This is a genomic window from Photobacterium sp. TY1-4 (assembly GCF_025398175.1).
Classification (GTDB): domain Bacteria; phylum Pseudomonadota; class Gammaproteobacteria; order Enterobacterales; family Vibrionaceae; genus Photobacterium.
This window is the reverse complement of sequence record NZ_CP099734.1, coordinates 3,077,347-3,092,942: the sequence shown is the minus strand read 5'-3', so window position 1 is coordinate 3,092,942 and position 15,596 is coordinate 3,077,347. Positions and strand designations below refer to the sequence as shown.

Here is a 15,596-nt window from a genome sequence, read left to right as displayed (position 1 = left end):
GCTAAATGTTAGATAATGCCGCACTTACTTGTTGGACCGTGATTTCGGTATAGGATCAAAGTGCAGGCTAACGATTAGCCGAAAGATTAAAAAATAACTACTTAACCGAAAAACTATAGTGATTCCAGCAAAAAAACAAGTTTTCTATGGGTGTATAACGCGTGATTATTGTTCGGTATTTGACACGTGAGACATTAAAGAGCCAATTTGCGGTTCTTTTGGTGCTCTTTCTTGTCTTTATCAGCCAAAAATTTATTCGAGTGCTGGCTTCGGCCACCGAAGGGTCGATCCCCACTGAGTTGATCCTGACTCTGATGGGGCTGTACATGCCGTCGATGGCATTGCTGATGCTGCCGCTCAGTTTGTATATCGGGATTTTGCTGACCTTCGGCCGCCTGTATGCCGAGAGTGAAATTACGGTGATGAATGCCACCGGGATCGGCAATAAGTTCCTGATCCGCGCCGCGTTGTGGCTGGCGATCATTACCGGCTCGGTTGCCGGCTTCAATGCCCTGTGGCTGGCGCCGTGGAGTGTGGAGCAGGAGACCCGGGTGATGGAGCAGGTGGAAGCCGACTCCGGCCTCGATTTGCTGGTGAAGGGGCAATTTCAGGCTGCGCCGGACGGGAAAGGCGTGGTCTTTGTCGATGACATCACCGATGGCGGTACCAAGCTGCACAATGTCTTTGTGGCGCAGCTGACGGCCCGGGAAGCGTTGCGCCCGAGCGTGCTGGTCTCTGACCGGGGTTATGTCAGTGAGCTGGCGGATGGCCGTCAGGTGCTGGATCTGCAGGACGGCACCCGTTATGAAGGGATCCCGACCCGGCTCGATTATGCCATCACTGAATTTGACGGCTATCAGGCGCTGATCGGCCAGCGGGCCGTGCGCGAGAAGAGCCGGGACTGGGATGCGCTGCCGACGCTGGCGTTGATGCAGCGCCCGGAGCTGGCGGCGAAGGCCGAGTTCCAGTGGCGGGTGTCGCTGGTGCTCTGTATTCCGTTGCTGACGATGGTGGTGGTGCCGCTGTCGGCGGTGAATCCGCGTCAGGGCCGCTTTGCCAAGCTGGTGCCGGCGGTGTTGCTGTACCTGGCTTATTTCCTGGCGATCAGTGCCGCCAAATCCAGTGTTGAAGATGGTGTGTTGCCGTCGGAGATCGGGTTGTGGGGGATCAACCTCGCCATCCTGTTGATTGCCGTGGCCCTCAATGCCTGGGATACGTTACCGGTGCGACAGCTGAGAGAAAAATTACGGAGACGCGGCTGATGTTTAAGATTCTGGACTGGTACATTGGCCGAACGATTATTGCAACCACCACCCTGACATTGTCGACCCTGGTGGGCCTGTCGGCGATCATTAAATATGTCGAGCAGCTGCGCAAGGTCGGGGACGGTACTTACGATTTGTGGAAAGCGCTGGTATACGTGCTGCTGAGCGTACCGCGTGATATTGAGATGTTCTTCCCGATGGCGGTGCTGCTGGGCGCCCTGATTGGCCTGGGCGCCCTGGCTTCGAGCTCGGAGCTGGTGGTGATGCAGGCGGCCGGTTTTTCCAAACTGGATATCGGGCTGTCGGTGCTGAAGACGGCGGTTCCTTTGATGTTGATTGTGACCTTACTGGGCCAGTGGGGCGCGCCGGAAGCGCAGAAGGCCGCGCGTGAGTTGCGGGCGCTGTGGACGTCCGGTGGGAATATGCTGTCGGTGCAGCGCGGGGTGTGGGCCAAAGACGGCAATGACTTTATTTATATCGGCCGGGTCCATGAGCAAAACCAGCTCGATGCGGTCAATGTCTGGCAGTTTGACGAGCAGGATAAACTGGCACAGACCGTGTTTGCCCGCAGCGCTTCGTATGATGCAGCAAAAGGCTGGATGCTGGCCGATGTCACGGTGACTGATATTGATGACATCCAGCAGTCAAACCGGGAATACGCCACCCTGGCCTGGCAGACCACACTGACGCCGGACAAGCTGGCGGTGGTGACCGTGAAGCCGGAAGAGCTGGCGTTGTCCGGGGTGTATAACTATGTGTCGTACCTCAAGGAGTCGCAGCAGGATGCGTCGCGCTATGAGCTGGCTTTCTGGCGCAAGGCGCTGCAGCCGGTGTCGATTGCCGTGATGATGCTGCTGGCGCTGTCCTTTGTGTTCGGGCCCTTGCGCTCGGTGACCATGGGTGCCAGGGTCCTGTCTGGGGTGATCTTCGGGTTTGCGTTCTATATTTCCAACGAGGTGTTCGGCCCGCTCAGTATCGTCTATCGCCTGCATCCGATTGTCGGCGCGTTGGGACCGAGTCTGGTCTTTCTGTTCATCACGCTGTATTTGCTGCGGCGTAAGTTATAACGGCCCCCGTACACGGAAACAAAAAAGGAGCTTTCGAGCTCCTTTTTTTATGGGTTGCCCATCGCATTAGTTGGGCTTGGGCAGCACAATCATTTCGCTGTTGGCCATCAGATCCTGCAGCGATTGTTTTTCTTTGTTGAACGGGGCCCACAGATTGCCGAGGCCAAAGGCCGATGTGGCCATGCGAATGAGCGCCTGGGTCAGGCGAAGATTGGAGCCGTCTTTGTTTTGTACTCGGAGCTTCCAGGCGCGCATCCCCAGCGTCTGGCCGCCGCGGCACCAGAAAAAGGCAAAAAATCCGGCGATCACCACAGCCAGGTAAATCGAATAAATCACACTGACGACCGGGTGCTGGCTCATATAGGCGCTGGCATCTTCGTACGGGCCGAGGCTGATCACGCCAAAGTGGAGCAGGGTGGCGACCAGCGCGGTGGCCACACCGCCGGCCAGCATCAGAATGGCAGCCACGACGAGCAGATCATAGAGCCAGGCACCGAGGCGGCGCAGCAGGCCGGGATAGACTTTGGCAGAAGAAACGTCCTGTTGTTTGGTCTTTTTCACGGGAGTGTCCAAAAGTTAATCACATAAGGCTGGGCGCAGTGTAGCAATTTCTCCTGAACCGGGAAATGGCCGGACAGCGGGAAATGAGAGGTAGCTGGTTTTCTTTATTTTTCCTGTGAAAATAATGGCTTTGCTATCCAGTTCGTATTTTCGCGATTCCCTGCCGGAGTTGTCCGCCTGGTCGCGAAGAAGCTGGCTATGTTCTCTATACGGCTTTGCGAATGCCTGCTGTTTTTCCGTGCCCTGTGATTGGCCATACGCCATCAGGACAGAGGCGCAGGGAAAGGTATCGCGCAGAATCAGGCCTGAACAGTTGTACCGCATTTGGAACCGGGGCGAGAGTCGTCCGGAGTTATTGCAGTCTTCGCACAGGAACACGCTGACAATGTGCCTACCAATATAGGGAGATAATATGGCAGCTAAGAGTTATTTTCATCGAGGCGGCAACCAGCCGCTGCTTGGAAAAACGATTTCGCAGCAATTTGCTGATATTGCCGCGGCTTTTCCGGACCAGGAGGCCGTGGTGGCGATACCGCAACAGCGCCGCCTCACCTACCGTGAACTGGCCGATGAAATTGATCTGCTGGCAAAGGGGCTGCTGGCCGCCGGATTTGGCAAAGGGGATCGGGTCGGGGTCTGGTCGACCAATAATCTGGAGTGGATTTTGTTGCAAATGGCCACGGCCCGGGTCGGGATTGTGCTGGTCAATATCAATCCGGCCTACCGCAAGCGAGAGCTGGCCTACGCGCTGCAATGTTCTGAAGTCCAGGGGATGTTTGTGATCCCGTCGTTTCGCGACAGCTGTTATCTCGACATTCTGACCGATTTATTGCCAGCGCTCAGCAGCGCTTCTTGTGATTTTGCTTCCCCGCCGGTGCATGCGGAATTTCCTTTCCTGCGCCAGGTGGTGGTCTACGATCCGCTGCAACCGATGCAAACCGAGCGTCCGGCACCGGGATTTGCGGTGTGGGGGGATGTGATTGAAGCCGGGCGCAGCATTTCAGATGCTCAGCTGGATGCGGTGAGCGATACCCTCGATTGCGACGACCCCATCAATATTCAGTACACCTCGGGCACGACCGGGTTTCCCAAAGCTGTGGTACTCAGTCATTTGAATATCCTCAACGATGCCTACTTCTCGGCGCAGGCGATGCATTTTACCGAGCATGACCGCTTGTGTGTGCCGGTGCCGTTTTATCACTGCTTCGGCATGGTGCTGGCGAACCTGTTGTGCTTGTCTGTCGGGGCTTGTATCGTGATCCCGGCCGAACACTTCCATCCTCTCTCCGTGCTCAAAGCCGTAGATCAGGAGCAATGTACCGCCTTGCACGGGGTCCCGACCATGTTTATAGCTGAGTTGGATCACCCTGAGTTTCAGCACTTTGATGTCAGCTCACTGCGGACCGGGATCATGGCCGGGGCGACTTGCCCGCCGGCATTGATGATGCGGGTGATGGAAGAGCTCAACTGCCGTGAGATCCTGATTGGGTACGGGCAAACGGAAGCGGCGCCGCTGAGCCATTTAACCGAGATTGATGATTCACTGGAGCGCCGCACTGAAACGGTGGGTAAGAATCTGCCGCACCAGGAAGTAAAAGTCGTCAACATTGAAACGGGGGCGACTGTGCCGCTGGGGCAACCGGGGGAAATCTGTTTTCGCGGTTATAACCTGATGCGGGGATACTACGGCAATGAGGCTGCAACCCGGGAGGCTATTGACCCCCAGGGCTGGCTGCATTCCGGGGATCTCGGGATCATGGACGAAGACGGCTATGTGCGGATCACCGGGCGAATTAAAGAAATGATTATTCGCGGTGGTGAAAATATCTATCCGCGGGAAATTGAAGAGTTCCTGTATTCCAATGAGAAAATTCAGCAGGTTGCCGTGTTCGGGGTACCACAGCCGTTCTATGGCGAAGAAGTGGTGGCCTGGGTTCAACTGCATCCCGGGGAAGACATGAGTGCTGAAGAGCTGCAGGCGTTCTGTCAGGACGAACTGGCCCACTTTAAAATTCCCAAAGTGATCCGGTTCGTTGAGCATTTTCCCATGACGGTCACCGGCAAGCTGCAGAAGTTCAAAATGCGGGACTTGGAAATTGAGCAGGAACGACAGGAGCAGGAACCGGAGGCTCAGGCGGCGACCTGATCTCGCGATCTCCGTGATGTTCTCAACGCCTCGGCAAGTTGCCGAGGCTCGCTTGAGCAGCACTGGGTGGGGTGGAGATACTCAGTTGGATAAACTTTCAGCAGTTGTCAGTGAATAGCCGTTCGGCGTGATAAAAATGATTGTATATCAACCCCGTATCCGTATAATAGCCAGCACTTGCCCGAGTGGTGAAATTGGTATACACGACGGATTCAAAATCCGTTTCCTTCGGGAGTGACGGTTCAAGTCCGTCCTCGGGCACCATATCTTATATGACAAAGCCTCGACTTCGGTCGGGGCTTTGTTGTTTCTATCGTCTGACAATTCCATCAGGCGCGGTATGGGTTGTCAGTTTTTGGCGAGACGTCGTTGGTTTGCTGCGCTGCCCGTCACTTCTTCTTCTCTGCACTTATGGTGATGATTCTTGCTTTGCCCGAAGAGACATCCATGTCTGGTGTATGGGCGTCAGGTATGGATCGGACAGTGACAGGCAGAGTGCTGGTCAGTTAGTAGAGTTCATAAACGCTTTTACCGATTGCGGCAAAGACGCGGCCATCCTGACTTTCGACAATGCGCTCAACCACCAGAACTTTCTGGCAACCGACGGCATCCGGGTCAAATTCACAGGCATCCGTTTTGATTTGCGTCATCAAGGAGTTGGTGTGATCGGTGGTGGTCCATACGGTGCCGTTGACTGATTTCGCGATCCCATAGTCATGGGAGCCGACAATGATGCCGTCGGTATAGGCGACGGAAACCAGGTTATGGTCGATGATGTTGGAGTTATAGGGAGTAAATTGGGCGATCTCACCCGAGCCAGGTTGATAACGGGTTAACCCATTGATGTTATTGGCGATATAAATCTCACCTTCCGCGCCTTCAGCAAAGGCCATGATCCCGCCAGCCGGCATTTTGCTGTTGCCTTCCGTCATTGGATGCCAAGTGTCTTGATGTAGGTACGTCAGCCCGCCTGTCGCCATTGAACCGGCCCAAACCCGCTGTTTACTGTCCACAAACAGAGATTTGATATCGCTGTACGCATCCAGACCATGCCGGGTTACTTTGGCAAAATGATTATTGCGGTAGGTATAGAGGCCGTCGCTGGTCCCGATGTACAGTGTTTCGCCCTGTGAGGTGAGGCTGAAGACGGCGCTGCATTCATCGTTGTTGTCTCGTTGGCAGGCCAAGGCGTCATCCAGGACGGTGATAGTCTGAGTGCCAAGATGGTATTGGACCAATAAGTTGCCCCCGATCCAGTCCTGCTTGCGTCCGCCGAAATACAGGGAATCTCCGATCCGGTGAATATCATAAATCGGTTTTGGGAGATCAGCACCAGCAATGGCCAGGGTGTTGACCGTGTCATCTTGTGTACTGATGGTGTGGATTTCGATGGGGCGCATGTAGTCACCGGTTGCAACATACAGGGTGTCTTGGTCAATGCTGAGATCCGAAATTTTATGGTCGAATTCATGGATTGGCCGCAATCCTTTTTCAAACTGGCCCTCGATGGTTTGAGTTTCTGAGCCGTTGCTCAGAGTTGCGGTTAAGGTGTACTGGTACACCCCGTAGTTCAGTGGGGTGGCGTTATAGGTGGAGCCGAGGTTGAAGGTATGCTCGGATGTTGCTTCATGTGAACTGCTGTTGAAGATCTCGTTGCCATTTGGGTCGCGGACCACCAAGCTCGCATTGACGGTCTTGGTAAAGTGAAACGCGAGTTGATCCTGAATATGGCGGCCCGGTTTGCGGACCGAGAATGAAGGCGCCGTGGTGAGCTGGATGGCCTGTGCTTGCTGGGGTTGTTCTTGCTCCTGGTGTGCGACGACCGGTTGTTCGGTTTTATTCGTGGGGGCGAGGGAGGTCGATGTATCATCACAGCCGGTGAGGATGAGTAAGAGGGTGAAGGCGATGCTTTTATTCATGGGGTTATTGACCTGGTTGCGTATAAGGCTGAGAATTCTACATGAAAATGATATTGCTTATCATTTTCTTTGGTTGATCTTGCTAGCAAATACGCAACAAGTTGTGTTCCATGGCGGAGGCCGGGTTGAATTCGGTGAGGTTTCGAACGACAAAAAGGAAGCCAGGGCGGCTTCCTCTTATTATGTCGACGTCATCCCGCGGAAACGATGCGGCTCCCCCGGTGTTCAGTCGGGTTAGAACATGGCCGGGAGTTTGGTAAACAATGTCGGCTCTGTCTCCGGGGTCCAGGCCGCTTGTGAAATATGTGCAGATTCGACACTGTAGCGTTCGCCTTTATAGGTGACGACATCACCGACTTCATAGCTGACATTGGTACGCCAGACGATGGCCGGCATGCTGTTCACCCACAGGCTGGAGGCTGATGACGGCGCCCAGTCGGCTTGTGCGGTATGCGCGGTGACGGCTTTGTACAGGATGTCATCGTGACGGACGTAATCCCCTTCAGCATAGGCGGTCCCGACAGTCCATTGTGGTGAATAGTTGTCAATGGTATCGAAGACATAGCCCGCTTCTTTTGCGATCTTAATAAACTTCGCCAGTTTCGGTAGGTTCTGGGTCGCGCCCATGCCCCGCTTGCCATCTTCAAACAGGAAATCGTGGGTCAGGACGATCACCTTGTCGGCATGCAGTGAGGTACCACATGGGAAAGTTTGGGTCTTTGAGTTGATCGGCTCGATGGTGGTTGGCGCACAGGCATTGATGGCGGCATCAACATAACCCAGGAAGACGTCTGCTTCGGTCAGACTGTTGGCCGGCATTGGGATCCCCCAGTTCTCCGGTGCCCAGTCCACATCCCAGCCATGTAATTGATAATTCTTGTTGGTCAGGATATCGGCCACCTGGATAGACGCTTTGACGCTGTCTGATGGATTGGCCGGATCGCAGACATAGCCTGGCTCCCAAGGTTTCAGATCGTCAGAGGTTGCGCACAAGCCATCTCCTTTGAAGTTCTTCGCAACGCGCCAGCCATTGGTATAGGGTAAGCGTGCCAAGTTTTCACCCTTATAATTCGGATAAGAATGAACATTCGGAATATAGGACTCGATGACGGTCAGGTTTTTATCGAACATGGAGGCGTCATACACCGGATCCTGGTAGGAGTCGATTTGGTGGTTGCCGGTTACGTTACAGGCAGCTGCGGTGTTGTCGCCGTTTTCGCCCAGGCAGTTATGGACCATGTGATCATAGCTGTGGTTGGCGACGACGTGGCCGGTATCCAGCAGGTACTTCAGGGCTTCTACGGCTTGATCTTCATTCTCATCACCAATCCCGTCCAGGTGCCAGGCATTAATATAGAAGGTCCCCTTCACGCCGGCATCATTCATGACCTTCACCATCGGAATGGTGGCATTGACCGGGCCATCGTCAAACGTCAGATAGATGGTGCCTTTCGGGGCCGCCTGCGCTGATATGGCAGCAGCAAGCAAGGTGCCTGAGCACAAAACTGAAAGTAATGTTTTCTTCATGACTGTATTCCTATTTGGATAGAGTTTTCAACATTTTGGTGTAGAGACGGCATCAACGCCGAAGTGGATATCCACTCTTGTCTATCATTAGCTCAAGAAGGGATGAGGGAGATCTACAGCGGTATAATTGATATGCGTGTTATAAAACAATGTATTTAAATTGAAATTTTCATTTTCAAAATTGTTTGGATTCACTTCGCACTTTTAGATTTATATTTTCAGATTTCTTGATCATTCAATTCTTTTGAACGTCATATTTCACGTGCGCCGCTTCGTTTTTTAAATATTAATTCTTTTGTGATTTGAGAACTTCTTCACGTTAATGCAACCGGTTGCGCTTTTTACTTTTATCTAATTTGGTTACAATTTTTACGTCGCTAAAAAAGCGGAATAATTAAAAGGTGGAGAGTGGGATGAAAAAAATTCTTTTGTGTTGCAGTGCCGGTATGTCGACCAGTATGTTGGTTCAGAAAATGGTGAAAGCCGCGGAAGCGCGTGGGATGGAATGCCAGATTGAAGCCCATCCGGTGGCGACGTTTGAAGAGAAGATTCAACAGTATGATGTATGCTTGCTCGGGCCTCAGGTCCGCTTTCAGCTTGAAGAGTTGCGGAAAACAGCGAGCCTGCATGGGAAGCAAGTGGATGCTATTTCTCCGATGGCTTACGGCATGATGAAGGGAGAAGAGGTGCTCGATCAGGCCTTGTCGCTCATGAAGTAAGTAACCCATGCATTGAGCCGAATTATATTCGGCTCAATTAAATTTAAGGACAGATTTATTTTGACTCTGCATTCGTCAATGCGGGGCGGGGTTCTTTATCTTTAAATCAAAGGATTAATGATTATGAAGCTTTACGATAAGTTGATGAACGTCGTAGAAAACAAAGTCGCGCCTATAGCGGCGAAGGTCGGTTCGCAGATACATGTGCGTGCCATGCGGGATGGTTTTATTACCGCAATGCCATTTATTATTGTCGGTAGTTTTATTCTGATTTTTGCATTTCCGCCGTTTGCGGAAGATACCACGAATGCTTTTGGTCGTGCCTGGCTGGATTTTGCGACAGAAAACTTTGATGCCATCATGATGCCCTACAATATGTCGATGGGCATTATGACGATATTTGTGTCCCTCGGGGTGGCGTATAGTTTGGCGCGCGCCTATATGATGGACGGTATTACGTGTGCCTGTTTGTCGCTGATGAGTTTCCTCCTGATTTGTGCGCCGGTTACGGATGGAGCCTTACCCGCGAACCACATGGGCGGAACCGGGATCTTTACTGCGGTCTTGAGTGCTTTCTTTGCTGTTGAGCTGGTTCGCTTCCTGCAAAAACACAATATCACGATCAAGATGCCGGAGCAGGTCCCTCCTGCGATTGCGCGTTGTTTCGAGATGCTGATCCCGGTCTTGATTGTCTTCATGACGCTGTACCCGCTCAGCCTGTTCGTCCAAAGCCAGTCTGGCATGCTGATCCCTGATGTGGTGATGGACCTGTTCAGACCACTTGTCTCTGCGTCGAATACCCTACCGGCAATCATCGGTGCACTACTGCTGTCACAGTTACTCTGGTTTGCAGGGATCCACGGTGCCGCAATCGTTGTGGGTCTGTTGTCACCAATCTTCCTGACTAACATTGGCGCCAACACGGCGGCGTTTGTTGCGGGTGAGCCGATTCCAAATATCTTTACGCAGCCATTCTGGGATTTCTACATCTTCATCGGTGGTTCGGGTGCAACCCTGGCACTGGCGATTCTGATGGTATTCAGCCGCTCCGTTCACCTGCGTAGCTTGGGACGTATGAGTGCGGTGCCTGGTTTCTTCCAGATTAATGAACCCATCATCTTTGGTGCGCCAATTGTGATGAACCCAATGCTGTTTGTTCCTTTCGTATTCGCCCCAATCGTCAACGCAATCATTGCCTTCACCGCCGTGAAAATGGGCTTTGTCGGCATGGGCGTTGCCACAACACCATGGACGACCCCTGCGATCATCGGCGCATCTTGGGGGACGGGCTGGACATTTGCCCCTGTGTTACTGGTGGTTGGCCTGCTCATTATTGATCTGCTGATTTACCTGCCATTCTTCAAAATGTTCGAAAAACAATTGCTTGAAGATGAGAAGAAAGTTGCTGCAGAGCAAGAGCAACAGGATGCCGCGGAAGGTACACCGGCAACCGCATAATTTCGTGTTGGGCTACGGGATCTTCCGTAGCCCCTATTTAGCCATTTGAGGAGAGAAATGATGGATCAAGAAGCTGTTGTCATGGAAATTATCGTCAATGCCGGTGAAGCGCGCAGTCTGTGTTATGAAGCGTTGGGCAAGGCGAAAAAGCACGAGCTGGACCAGGCACGTGATTTACTGAAACAAGCAAAGGCATGCCTGAACAAAGCACACCTGACCCAAACCCAGTTGATTGAAGCCGATCAGGGCGAAGGCAAGGTGCCGATGACCCTGGTGATGGTGCATGCACAAGATCACCTGATGACCACGATTCTGGCCCATGAACTGGTGACCGAGATGGTGGGTATGTACGAAAACCTGGCGAAATAATAGGAACATATGATGACTAAATCTCCGCTGAAGCTCGCCATTATCGGAGGTGGCAGTAGTTATACCCCTGAGTTGGTTGAAGGCGTTTTAAAACGGCTCGATCGGATCCCGGTGAAAGAGATGCATTTCGTTGATGTGGAAGCGGGGAAAGAGAAGCTGGCCGTGATTGAGGCACTGACTCGGCGTATGGTGGATAAAGCAGGGGCGGATATTACCGTGACTGCGTCCATGGATCGCCGGGCTGCGATCCAAGGTGCTGATTTCGTAATGACGCAATTTCGTGTGGGGGGGCTCCAGGCCCGAGCCAATGATGAGCGGATCCCTCTGAAATATGATGTGATTGGCCAGGAAACAACTGGGCCGGGTGGTTTTGCCAAGGCACTCAGGACCATCCCGGTCATTTTGGACATCTGTAAAGATATTGAAGCGTTGGCGCCCAATGCCTGGATGCTGAACTTTACCAATCCGGCTGGTCTGGTGACGGAAGCGGTGCAGAAATATACCCGGGTGAAGACCATCGGGCTATGTAATGTGCCGGTTTCCATGAAAATGATGATTGCCGAGATGATGGATTGTCAGCCACAAGAGCTGACGCTGGAATGTGCAGGGCTGAATCATTTGGTGTGGGCACACCGGGCGTGGTTACATGGCCGGGATATTACGGCTGACGTGCTGAAGAAGGTCGGAGACGGCGCCAGCTACAGCATGAAAAATATCAGTGAAGAGCCTTGGGACCCGGACTTCCTGAATGCCCTGGGCGCGATCCCTTGCCCCTATCACCGTTACTTCTATCAGACCGAGGTGATGCTGGCCGAGGAGAAAGCCACGGCTCAGAAGGAAGGCACCCGTGCTGAGCAGGTGATGAAGACGGAGCAGGAACTGTTTGAACTTTATCAGAATGAGTCTCTGGCGGAGAAGCCGGAGCAGCTCGAGAAGCGAGGTGGGGCTTATTACTCGGATGCTTCACTGAACCTGGTGGATGCGATTTATAACGATCAGAAGTCCATTCATGTTGTCAATGTTTGCAATAACGGCACCATTCCGTCGCTTCCGGATGATGTGGTGATTGAGTGTAGCGCCGTGGTCGGCAGCTGGGGAGCCCGCCCGATTGCCGTGGGCCGGTTAGGGCCGCAGGTGCTGGGCTTGATCAGTCAGGTGAAAGCCTATGAGCAGCTGACTGTAGAGGCCGCGGTTCATGGTGATTATGACAAAGGATTGATGGCGCTGGCGAGTAATCCGCTGGTACCGGATATTCACAAGGCAAAGTTGATCTTCGATGAGATCCTCAAAACCAATCATGATTACCTACCGCAGTTTCATCAGTAAGCGGGCGTATCAGCGGCAAATGGCCTGTGCATTTGCCGCTTAGCTATCTGGAAAGGTTATGCACGTCATTTTTAATGCAGATGATTATGGTCTGACACCCGGCGTCAATCTGGGAATCGTTGAGGCTTGCCGCCAAGGGGTGGTGCGTTCGACGACGATGATGGTCGGGATGCCGGCGGAGCCTCAGGCGGTGGCCCTGGCGCGGCAAACGTCGGCGCTGAATGTGGGACTGCATTTGCGCTTTACCTTAGGGCGTCCGTTAACCGCAGCAGCATCGCTGGTGGGGGAGGATGGTCAATTTTATCGTCCTGATCAGTTCTGGCATCGACGCGGGTTTTCCAGCCGTGACATTGCGGATGAAGTCATTGCCCAGCTCGACGCATTTCAGGCCAGCGGCTTGAAACTCAGCCACGTGGACAGTCACCACCATGCCCATTCGCATCCGGAGATTTTTCCAGTCGTGGCGGAAGTGCTGCAGGATTACCCCGTGCCACTTCGGGCGACGGGTTATCTCGATGGCACGAGCAGCGAATGTCGCTATCAGTTTGAGTATCATTTTTATGGCCGTGATCTGAGTGTTGAGCGCTTGCTGGCGCTGATCAAACCGTATCAGGGGCAATGCGATGTGCTGGAAATCATGACGCACCCGGCCTATGTGGATCAGCCATTGCTCGAGATCAGCTCCTATCAGGTCGAGCGGGCGCAGGAGCTGGCAATTCTCACCGATCCGGCTCTGAAGGCGGCTCTGGATACCCTGGGTATCCGGATCAGTGACTTTTCAATCTTTGCCCGTAGACCGCAGTTTTAAACGGAGCGCCGTCGCCTCGGGCTGATCCGGGCGCCCGTAAATTGAGTCGAATAGCGGCTGCCAGCGCCTATCCCCCTGTCACTAGGCGAGCATCTGGCAGCCTGCTATTTTTTCGTTGCTCATTGATGACGATACCGATATTTTGTCGGGGGATCAGTGTTTTCATGCCCTGAGAGAATATTCCGGCATTGGCAGACCAAGGTGGCCCTTTATATGGCAAGTATTCAAGATGTTGCATCGCTGGCTGGAGTGCACCGCTCCACCGTTTCACGGATCATCAATGGTGAAGGTAAGTTTCGCGCAGATACGAAACGCAAAGTTGAATCGGCCATGGCTGAGCTGAACTACCGTCCCAGTGCCATCGCCCGATCTTTGGCGACCGCTTCTTCCAATATGGCCGGGCTCCTGGTGACCTATTACACCGGTGGGTTTTTCGGGGAAATGATGGAGCAGGTTCAGGCTGAGTTGGATAAACACGGTAAGTTCCTGATCACCGCGCAGGGGCACCTGTCTGCCGAGGGGGAGCGGGAGGCGATCCGGCGGTTCCATCATTTACGCTGTGACGGGTATGTCCTGAACAGTCGCTATCTGTCGGATGAAGAACTGCGCGAACTGGCGCGGGAGCCCATTCCGTTTGTGTTGCTGGATCGGCAGGTGACCGGATTGGAGTCGCGCTGTATTACCTTTGACCACCGGCTGGCTGCCAAGCAGGCGGTGCGCTACCTTATCGAGCAGGGTCACCGTAAAATTGCCTGTATCTCCGGGTCTTTGAGCCGGGCCAGTAGTTTTCAGCGTTATCAAGGATACGTGGAAGCCTTACTGGAAGCCGGCATCACCCAGGAGCCGAGCTGGGCTGAAGAGGGGAATTACAGCCGCGAGAGTGGCTATCGGGCTGCGCAGGCGATTTATCGCGCCTGCCCGGAAATAACCGCGGTTTTTTCCTGCAGCGAAGAAATGACGCTCGGGGCGTTGCTGTTTTTCCATCAGCATAATATGGCGATTCCCCAGCAACTGTCTTTGATCAGTTTTGACAGTGTCGGCTTGTGTGCCAGCTTGTATCCGCCGGTTTCGGAGGTGCATTTTCCAATCCGTGAGATGGCGCAATCGGCGGTTGAGTTGTTGATCAGCCAAATCCAGGGGCAGTCGAGTGAGACCTGTTGCCATTTTCAACCGGAGCTCCGGCTGCGAGACAGTGTCCATCCACGCTGAAAACGGACGATTTCTAATCAATCAGCTCGGTTGCGGAGGAGAAGCGTTTGTATCTCAAATCGAGCTGCGTATAATACGACGCATTGCCCGAGTGGTGAAATTGGTATACACGACGGATTCAAAATCCGTTTCCTTCGGGAGTGACGGTTCAAGTCCGTCCTCGGGCACCATTTTCAAACGACAAAGCCTCAGCGAAAGCTGGGGCTTTGTCGTTTCTGGCTCCGGGTTCCCGCTTCGTCTTTTTCTGCTTTTATCTTCAGTGTTATTGACTCTGTCAATTGTAATTAAGTAGGTTATTGGAAGGGTAATTGCGTCGACGCCTGCCAAAACGTGTCACATCGCTTACCGAATACAAGCCACTCGCACAGAATAATGATAAAGGAGTCGGGGCCTTATGCGCGCAGCAAATTCAGAGTATCTACTGGCGGCACTGAGAAATATCATCAAGGCCAAGGGACTCACCTACAAAGAGCTGGCCGAACGGCTCGGGGTGCCCCTGTCGACCTTCAAGCGTCACCTGTACAGCCCGAACATTACTCTGGAGAAGTTGCTCGACTATTGCCAGGAAGTGGGAACGACCCTGGATGAATTGCAGAAACTGGCGATCAAGCTGCAGCATGATAACGACAGCTTTTTCAGCCAAACCCAGGATGAAATCTTCTACCAGTTTCCCCAGCTCTATGATTTTTATCGCGAACTGCGACACCTGCGGCAACAGGACAGCTATACGTACATGCGTAAGAAGTATGGTCTGAACAAATCCTCGACTTACGGCTACCTGCGTGCTCTGGAAATGCTGGGCCTGGTGAAGTTGGCTGAAGACAACAAGATCCAGCTGGTAGGACCGTTTTATTACCGGTTTTCCGAAAACTCCAAGTTGAGCCAAAAGTACAAGACGATCCTCAAGGAGCAGGCCCTGGATAATCCGGACTGTGTCCGGGTCGGGTTTTCCCGGATGTATTTAACCGAGGCGCAGCTTGGCGAGCTCAACCAACTGCTGGCCAAAGAGATCCTCAAATACCACAGTGAAAATATGCAAAACAGTGAGACGGAGGCAGATCTGCTGCGTAATGTGCTGCTGTTTGTCACCCAGCACCAGCCGCTGGTGTTCTCCGAAGGGATCGGCTCCTTGCCCCATTCGTTTCTTCAGGACGTGAAAGCTGCGATTGACAGGTGTGAAGCGCCGGGGACGTGATGGCCCCGGCGTGGTGGCTTCTCCGTG

The 15,596-nt window shown here is 53.2% G+C and carries 14 protein-coding genes and 2 tRNA genes; 12 read left to right on the top strand and 4 right to left on the bottom strand.

Annotation, left to right across the window (positions count from 1 at the left end; all coding sequences use genetic code 11):
* The first annotated feature begins 161 nt into the window (after positions 1-161).
* Positions 162-1,262, top strand: a complete 1,101-nt coding sequence (gene lptF, locus NH461_RS14260; RefSeq protein ID WP_261600981.1) for an LPS export ABC transporter permease LptF — start codon at positions 162-164, stop codon at positions 1,260-1,262.
* Complete coding sequence (lptG, locus tag NH461_RS14255; protein WP_261600980.1) at positions 1,262-2,332, top strand: LPS export ABC transporter permease LptG; 1,071 nt, start codon at positions 1,262-1,264, stop codon at positions 2,330-2,332. Before lptF ends, lptG begins: the two co-directional genes overlap by 1 nt.
* A gap of 66 nt (positions 2,333-2,398) precedes the next feature.
* Here the strand turns inward: lptG and NH461_RS14250 are convergent, their stop codons facing one another.
* Complete coding sequence (locus NH461_RS14250; RefSeq protein ID WP_261600979.1) at positions 2,399-2,893, bottom strand: RDD family protein; 495 nt, start codon at positions 2,891-2,893, stop codon at positions 2,399-2,401.
* Positions 2,894-2,908: 15 nt separating this feature from the next.
* Entirely contained in the window at positions 2,909-3,217 is a 309-nt protein-coding gene (locus tag NH461_RS14245; RefSeq protein ID WP_261600978.1) for a hypothetical protein, read from the bottom strand.
* An 88-nt stretch (positions 3,218-3,305) separates the two neighbouring features.
* On the opposite strand from NH461_RS14245, the gene NH461_RS14240 reads away from it, so the two are divergent.
* Positions 3,306-5,039 (top strand): AMP-binding protein, encoded by a 1,734-nt coding sequence (locus NH461_RS14240; protein WP_261600977.1) that lies wholly within the window; start codon positions 3,306-3,308, stop codon positions 5,037-5,039.
* Between the two features lie 179 nt (positions 5,040-5,218).
* A tRNA-Leu gene (locus NH461_RS14235) sits at positions 5,219-5,303 on the top strand.
* Between the two features lie 242 nt (positions 5,304-5,545).
* Here the strand turns inward: NH461_RS14235 and NH461_RS14230 are convergent.
* Both NH461_RS14230 and NH461_RS14225 read right to left on the bottom strand, forming a co-directional pair.
* Positions 5,546-6,958: a hypothetical protein gene (locus NH461_RS14230; protein WP_261600976.1), complete on the bottom strand. Its 1,413-nt coding sequence runs from the start codon at positions 6,956-6,958 to the stop codon at positions 5,546-5,548.
* 234 nt (positions 6,959-7,192) lie between these two features.
* Complete coding sequence (locus tag NH461_RS14225; RefSeq protein WP_261600975.1) at positions 7,193-8,485, bottom strand: carbohydrate-binding protein; 1,293 nt, start codon at positions 8,483-8,485, stop codon at positions 7,193-7,195.
* 413 nt (positions 8,486-8,898) lie between these two features.
* Between NH461_RS14225 and NH461_RS14220 the strand changes: the two genes are divergently transcribed.
* From NH461_RS14220 to NH461_RS14185, 8 genes are all read left to right on the top strand, one after another.
* Positions 8,899-9,204 carry a PTS sugar transporter subunit IIB gene (locus NH461_RS14220; RefSeq protein ID WP_261600974.1) on the top strand — a complete coding sequence of 102 codons (306 nt, stop codon included), beginning with the start codon at positions 8,899-8,901 and terminating at the stop codon, positions 9,202-9,204.
* Between the two features lie 123 nt (positions 9,205-9,327).
* Entirely contained in the window at positions 9,328-10,662 is a 1,335-nt protein-coding gene (locus tag NH461_RS14215) for a PTS sugar transporter subunit IIC (protein ID WP_261600973.1), read from the top strand.
* 60 nt (positions 10,663-10,722) lie between these two features.
* Complete coding sequence (locus NH461_RS14210) at positions 10,723-11,031, top strand: PTS lactose/cellobiose transporter subunit IIA (RefSeq protein ID WP_261602919.1); 309 nt, start codon at positions 10,723-10,725, stop codon at positions 11,029-11,031.
* Between the two features lie 12 nt (positions 11,032-11,043).
* Positions 11,044-12,357, top strand: a complete 1,314-nt coding sequence (locus NH461_RS14205) for a 6-phospho-beta-glucosidase (protein ID WP_261602918.1) — start codon at positions 11,044-11,046, stop codon at positions 12,355-12,357.
* Positions 12,358-12,415: 58 nt separating this feature from the next.
* Positions 12,416-13,165, top strand: coding sequence for a chitin disaccharide deacetylase (chbG, locus tag NH461_RS14200; protein WP_261600972.1), 750 nt, complete (start codon positions 12,416-12,418; stop codon positions 13,163-13,165).
* Between the two features lie 213 nt (positions 13,166-13,378).
* Positions 13,379-14,374, top strand: a complete 996-nt coding sequence (locus NH461_RS14195) for a LacI family DNA-binding transcriptional regulator (protein ID WP_261600971.1) — start codon at positions 13,379-13,381, stop codon at positions 14,372-14,374.
* 85 nt (positions 14,375-14,459) lie between these two features.
* Positions 14,460-14,544: transfer RNA gene (locus NH461_RS14190), tRNA-Leu, on the top strand.
* A 224-nt stretch (positions 14,545-14,768) separates the two neighbouring features.
* Positions 14,769-15,569, top strand: a complete 801-nt coding sequence (locus NH461_RS14185; protein ID WP_261600970.1) for a helix-turn-helix domain-containing protein — start codon at positions 14,769-14,771, stop codon at positions 15,567-15,569.
* Positions 15,570-15,596 lie beyond the last annotated feature (27 nt).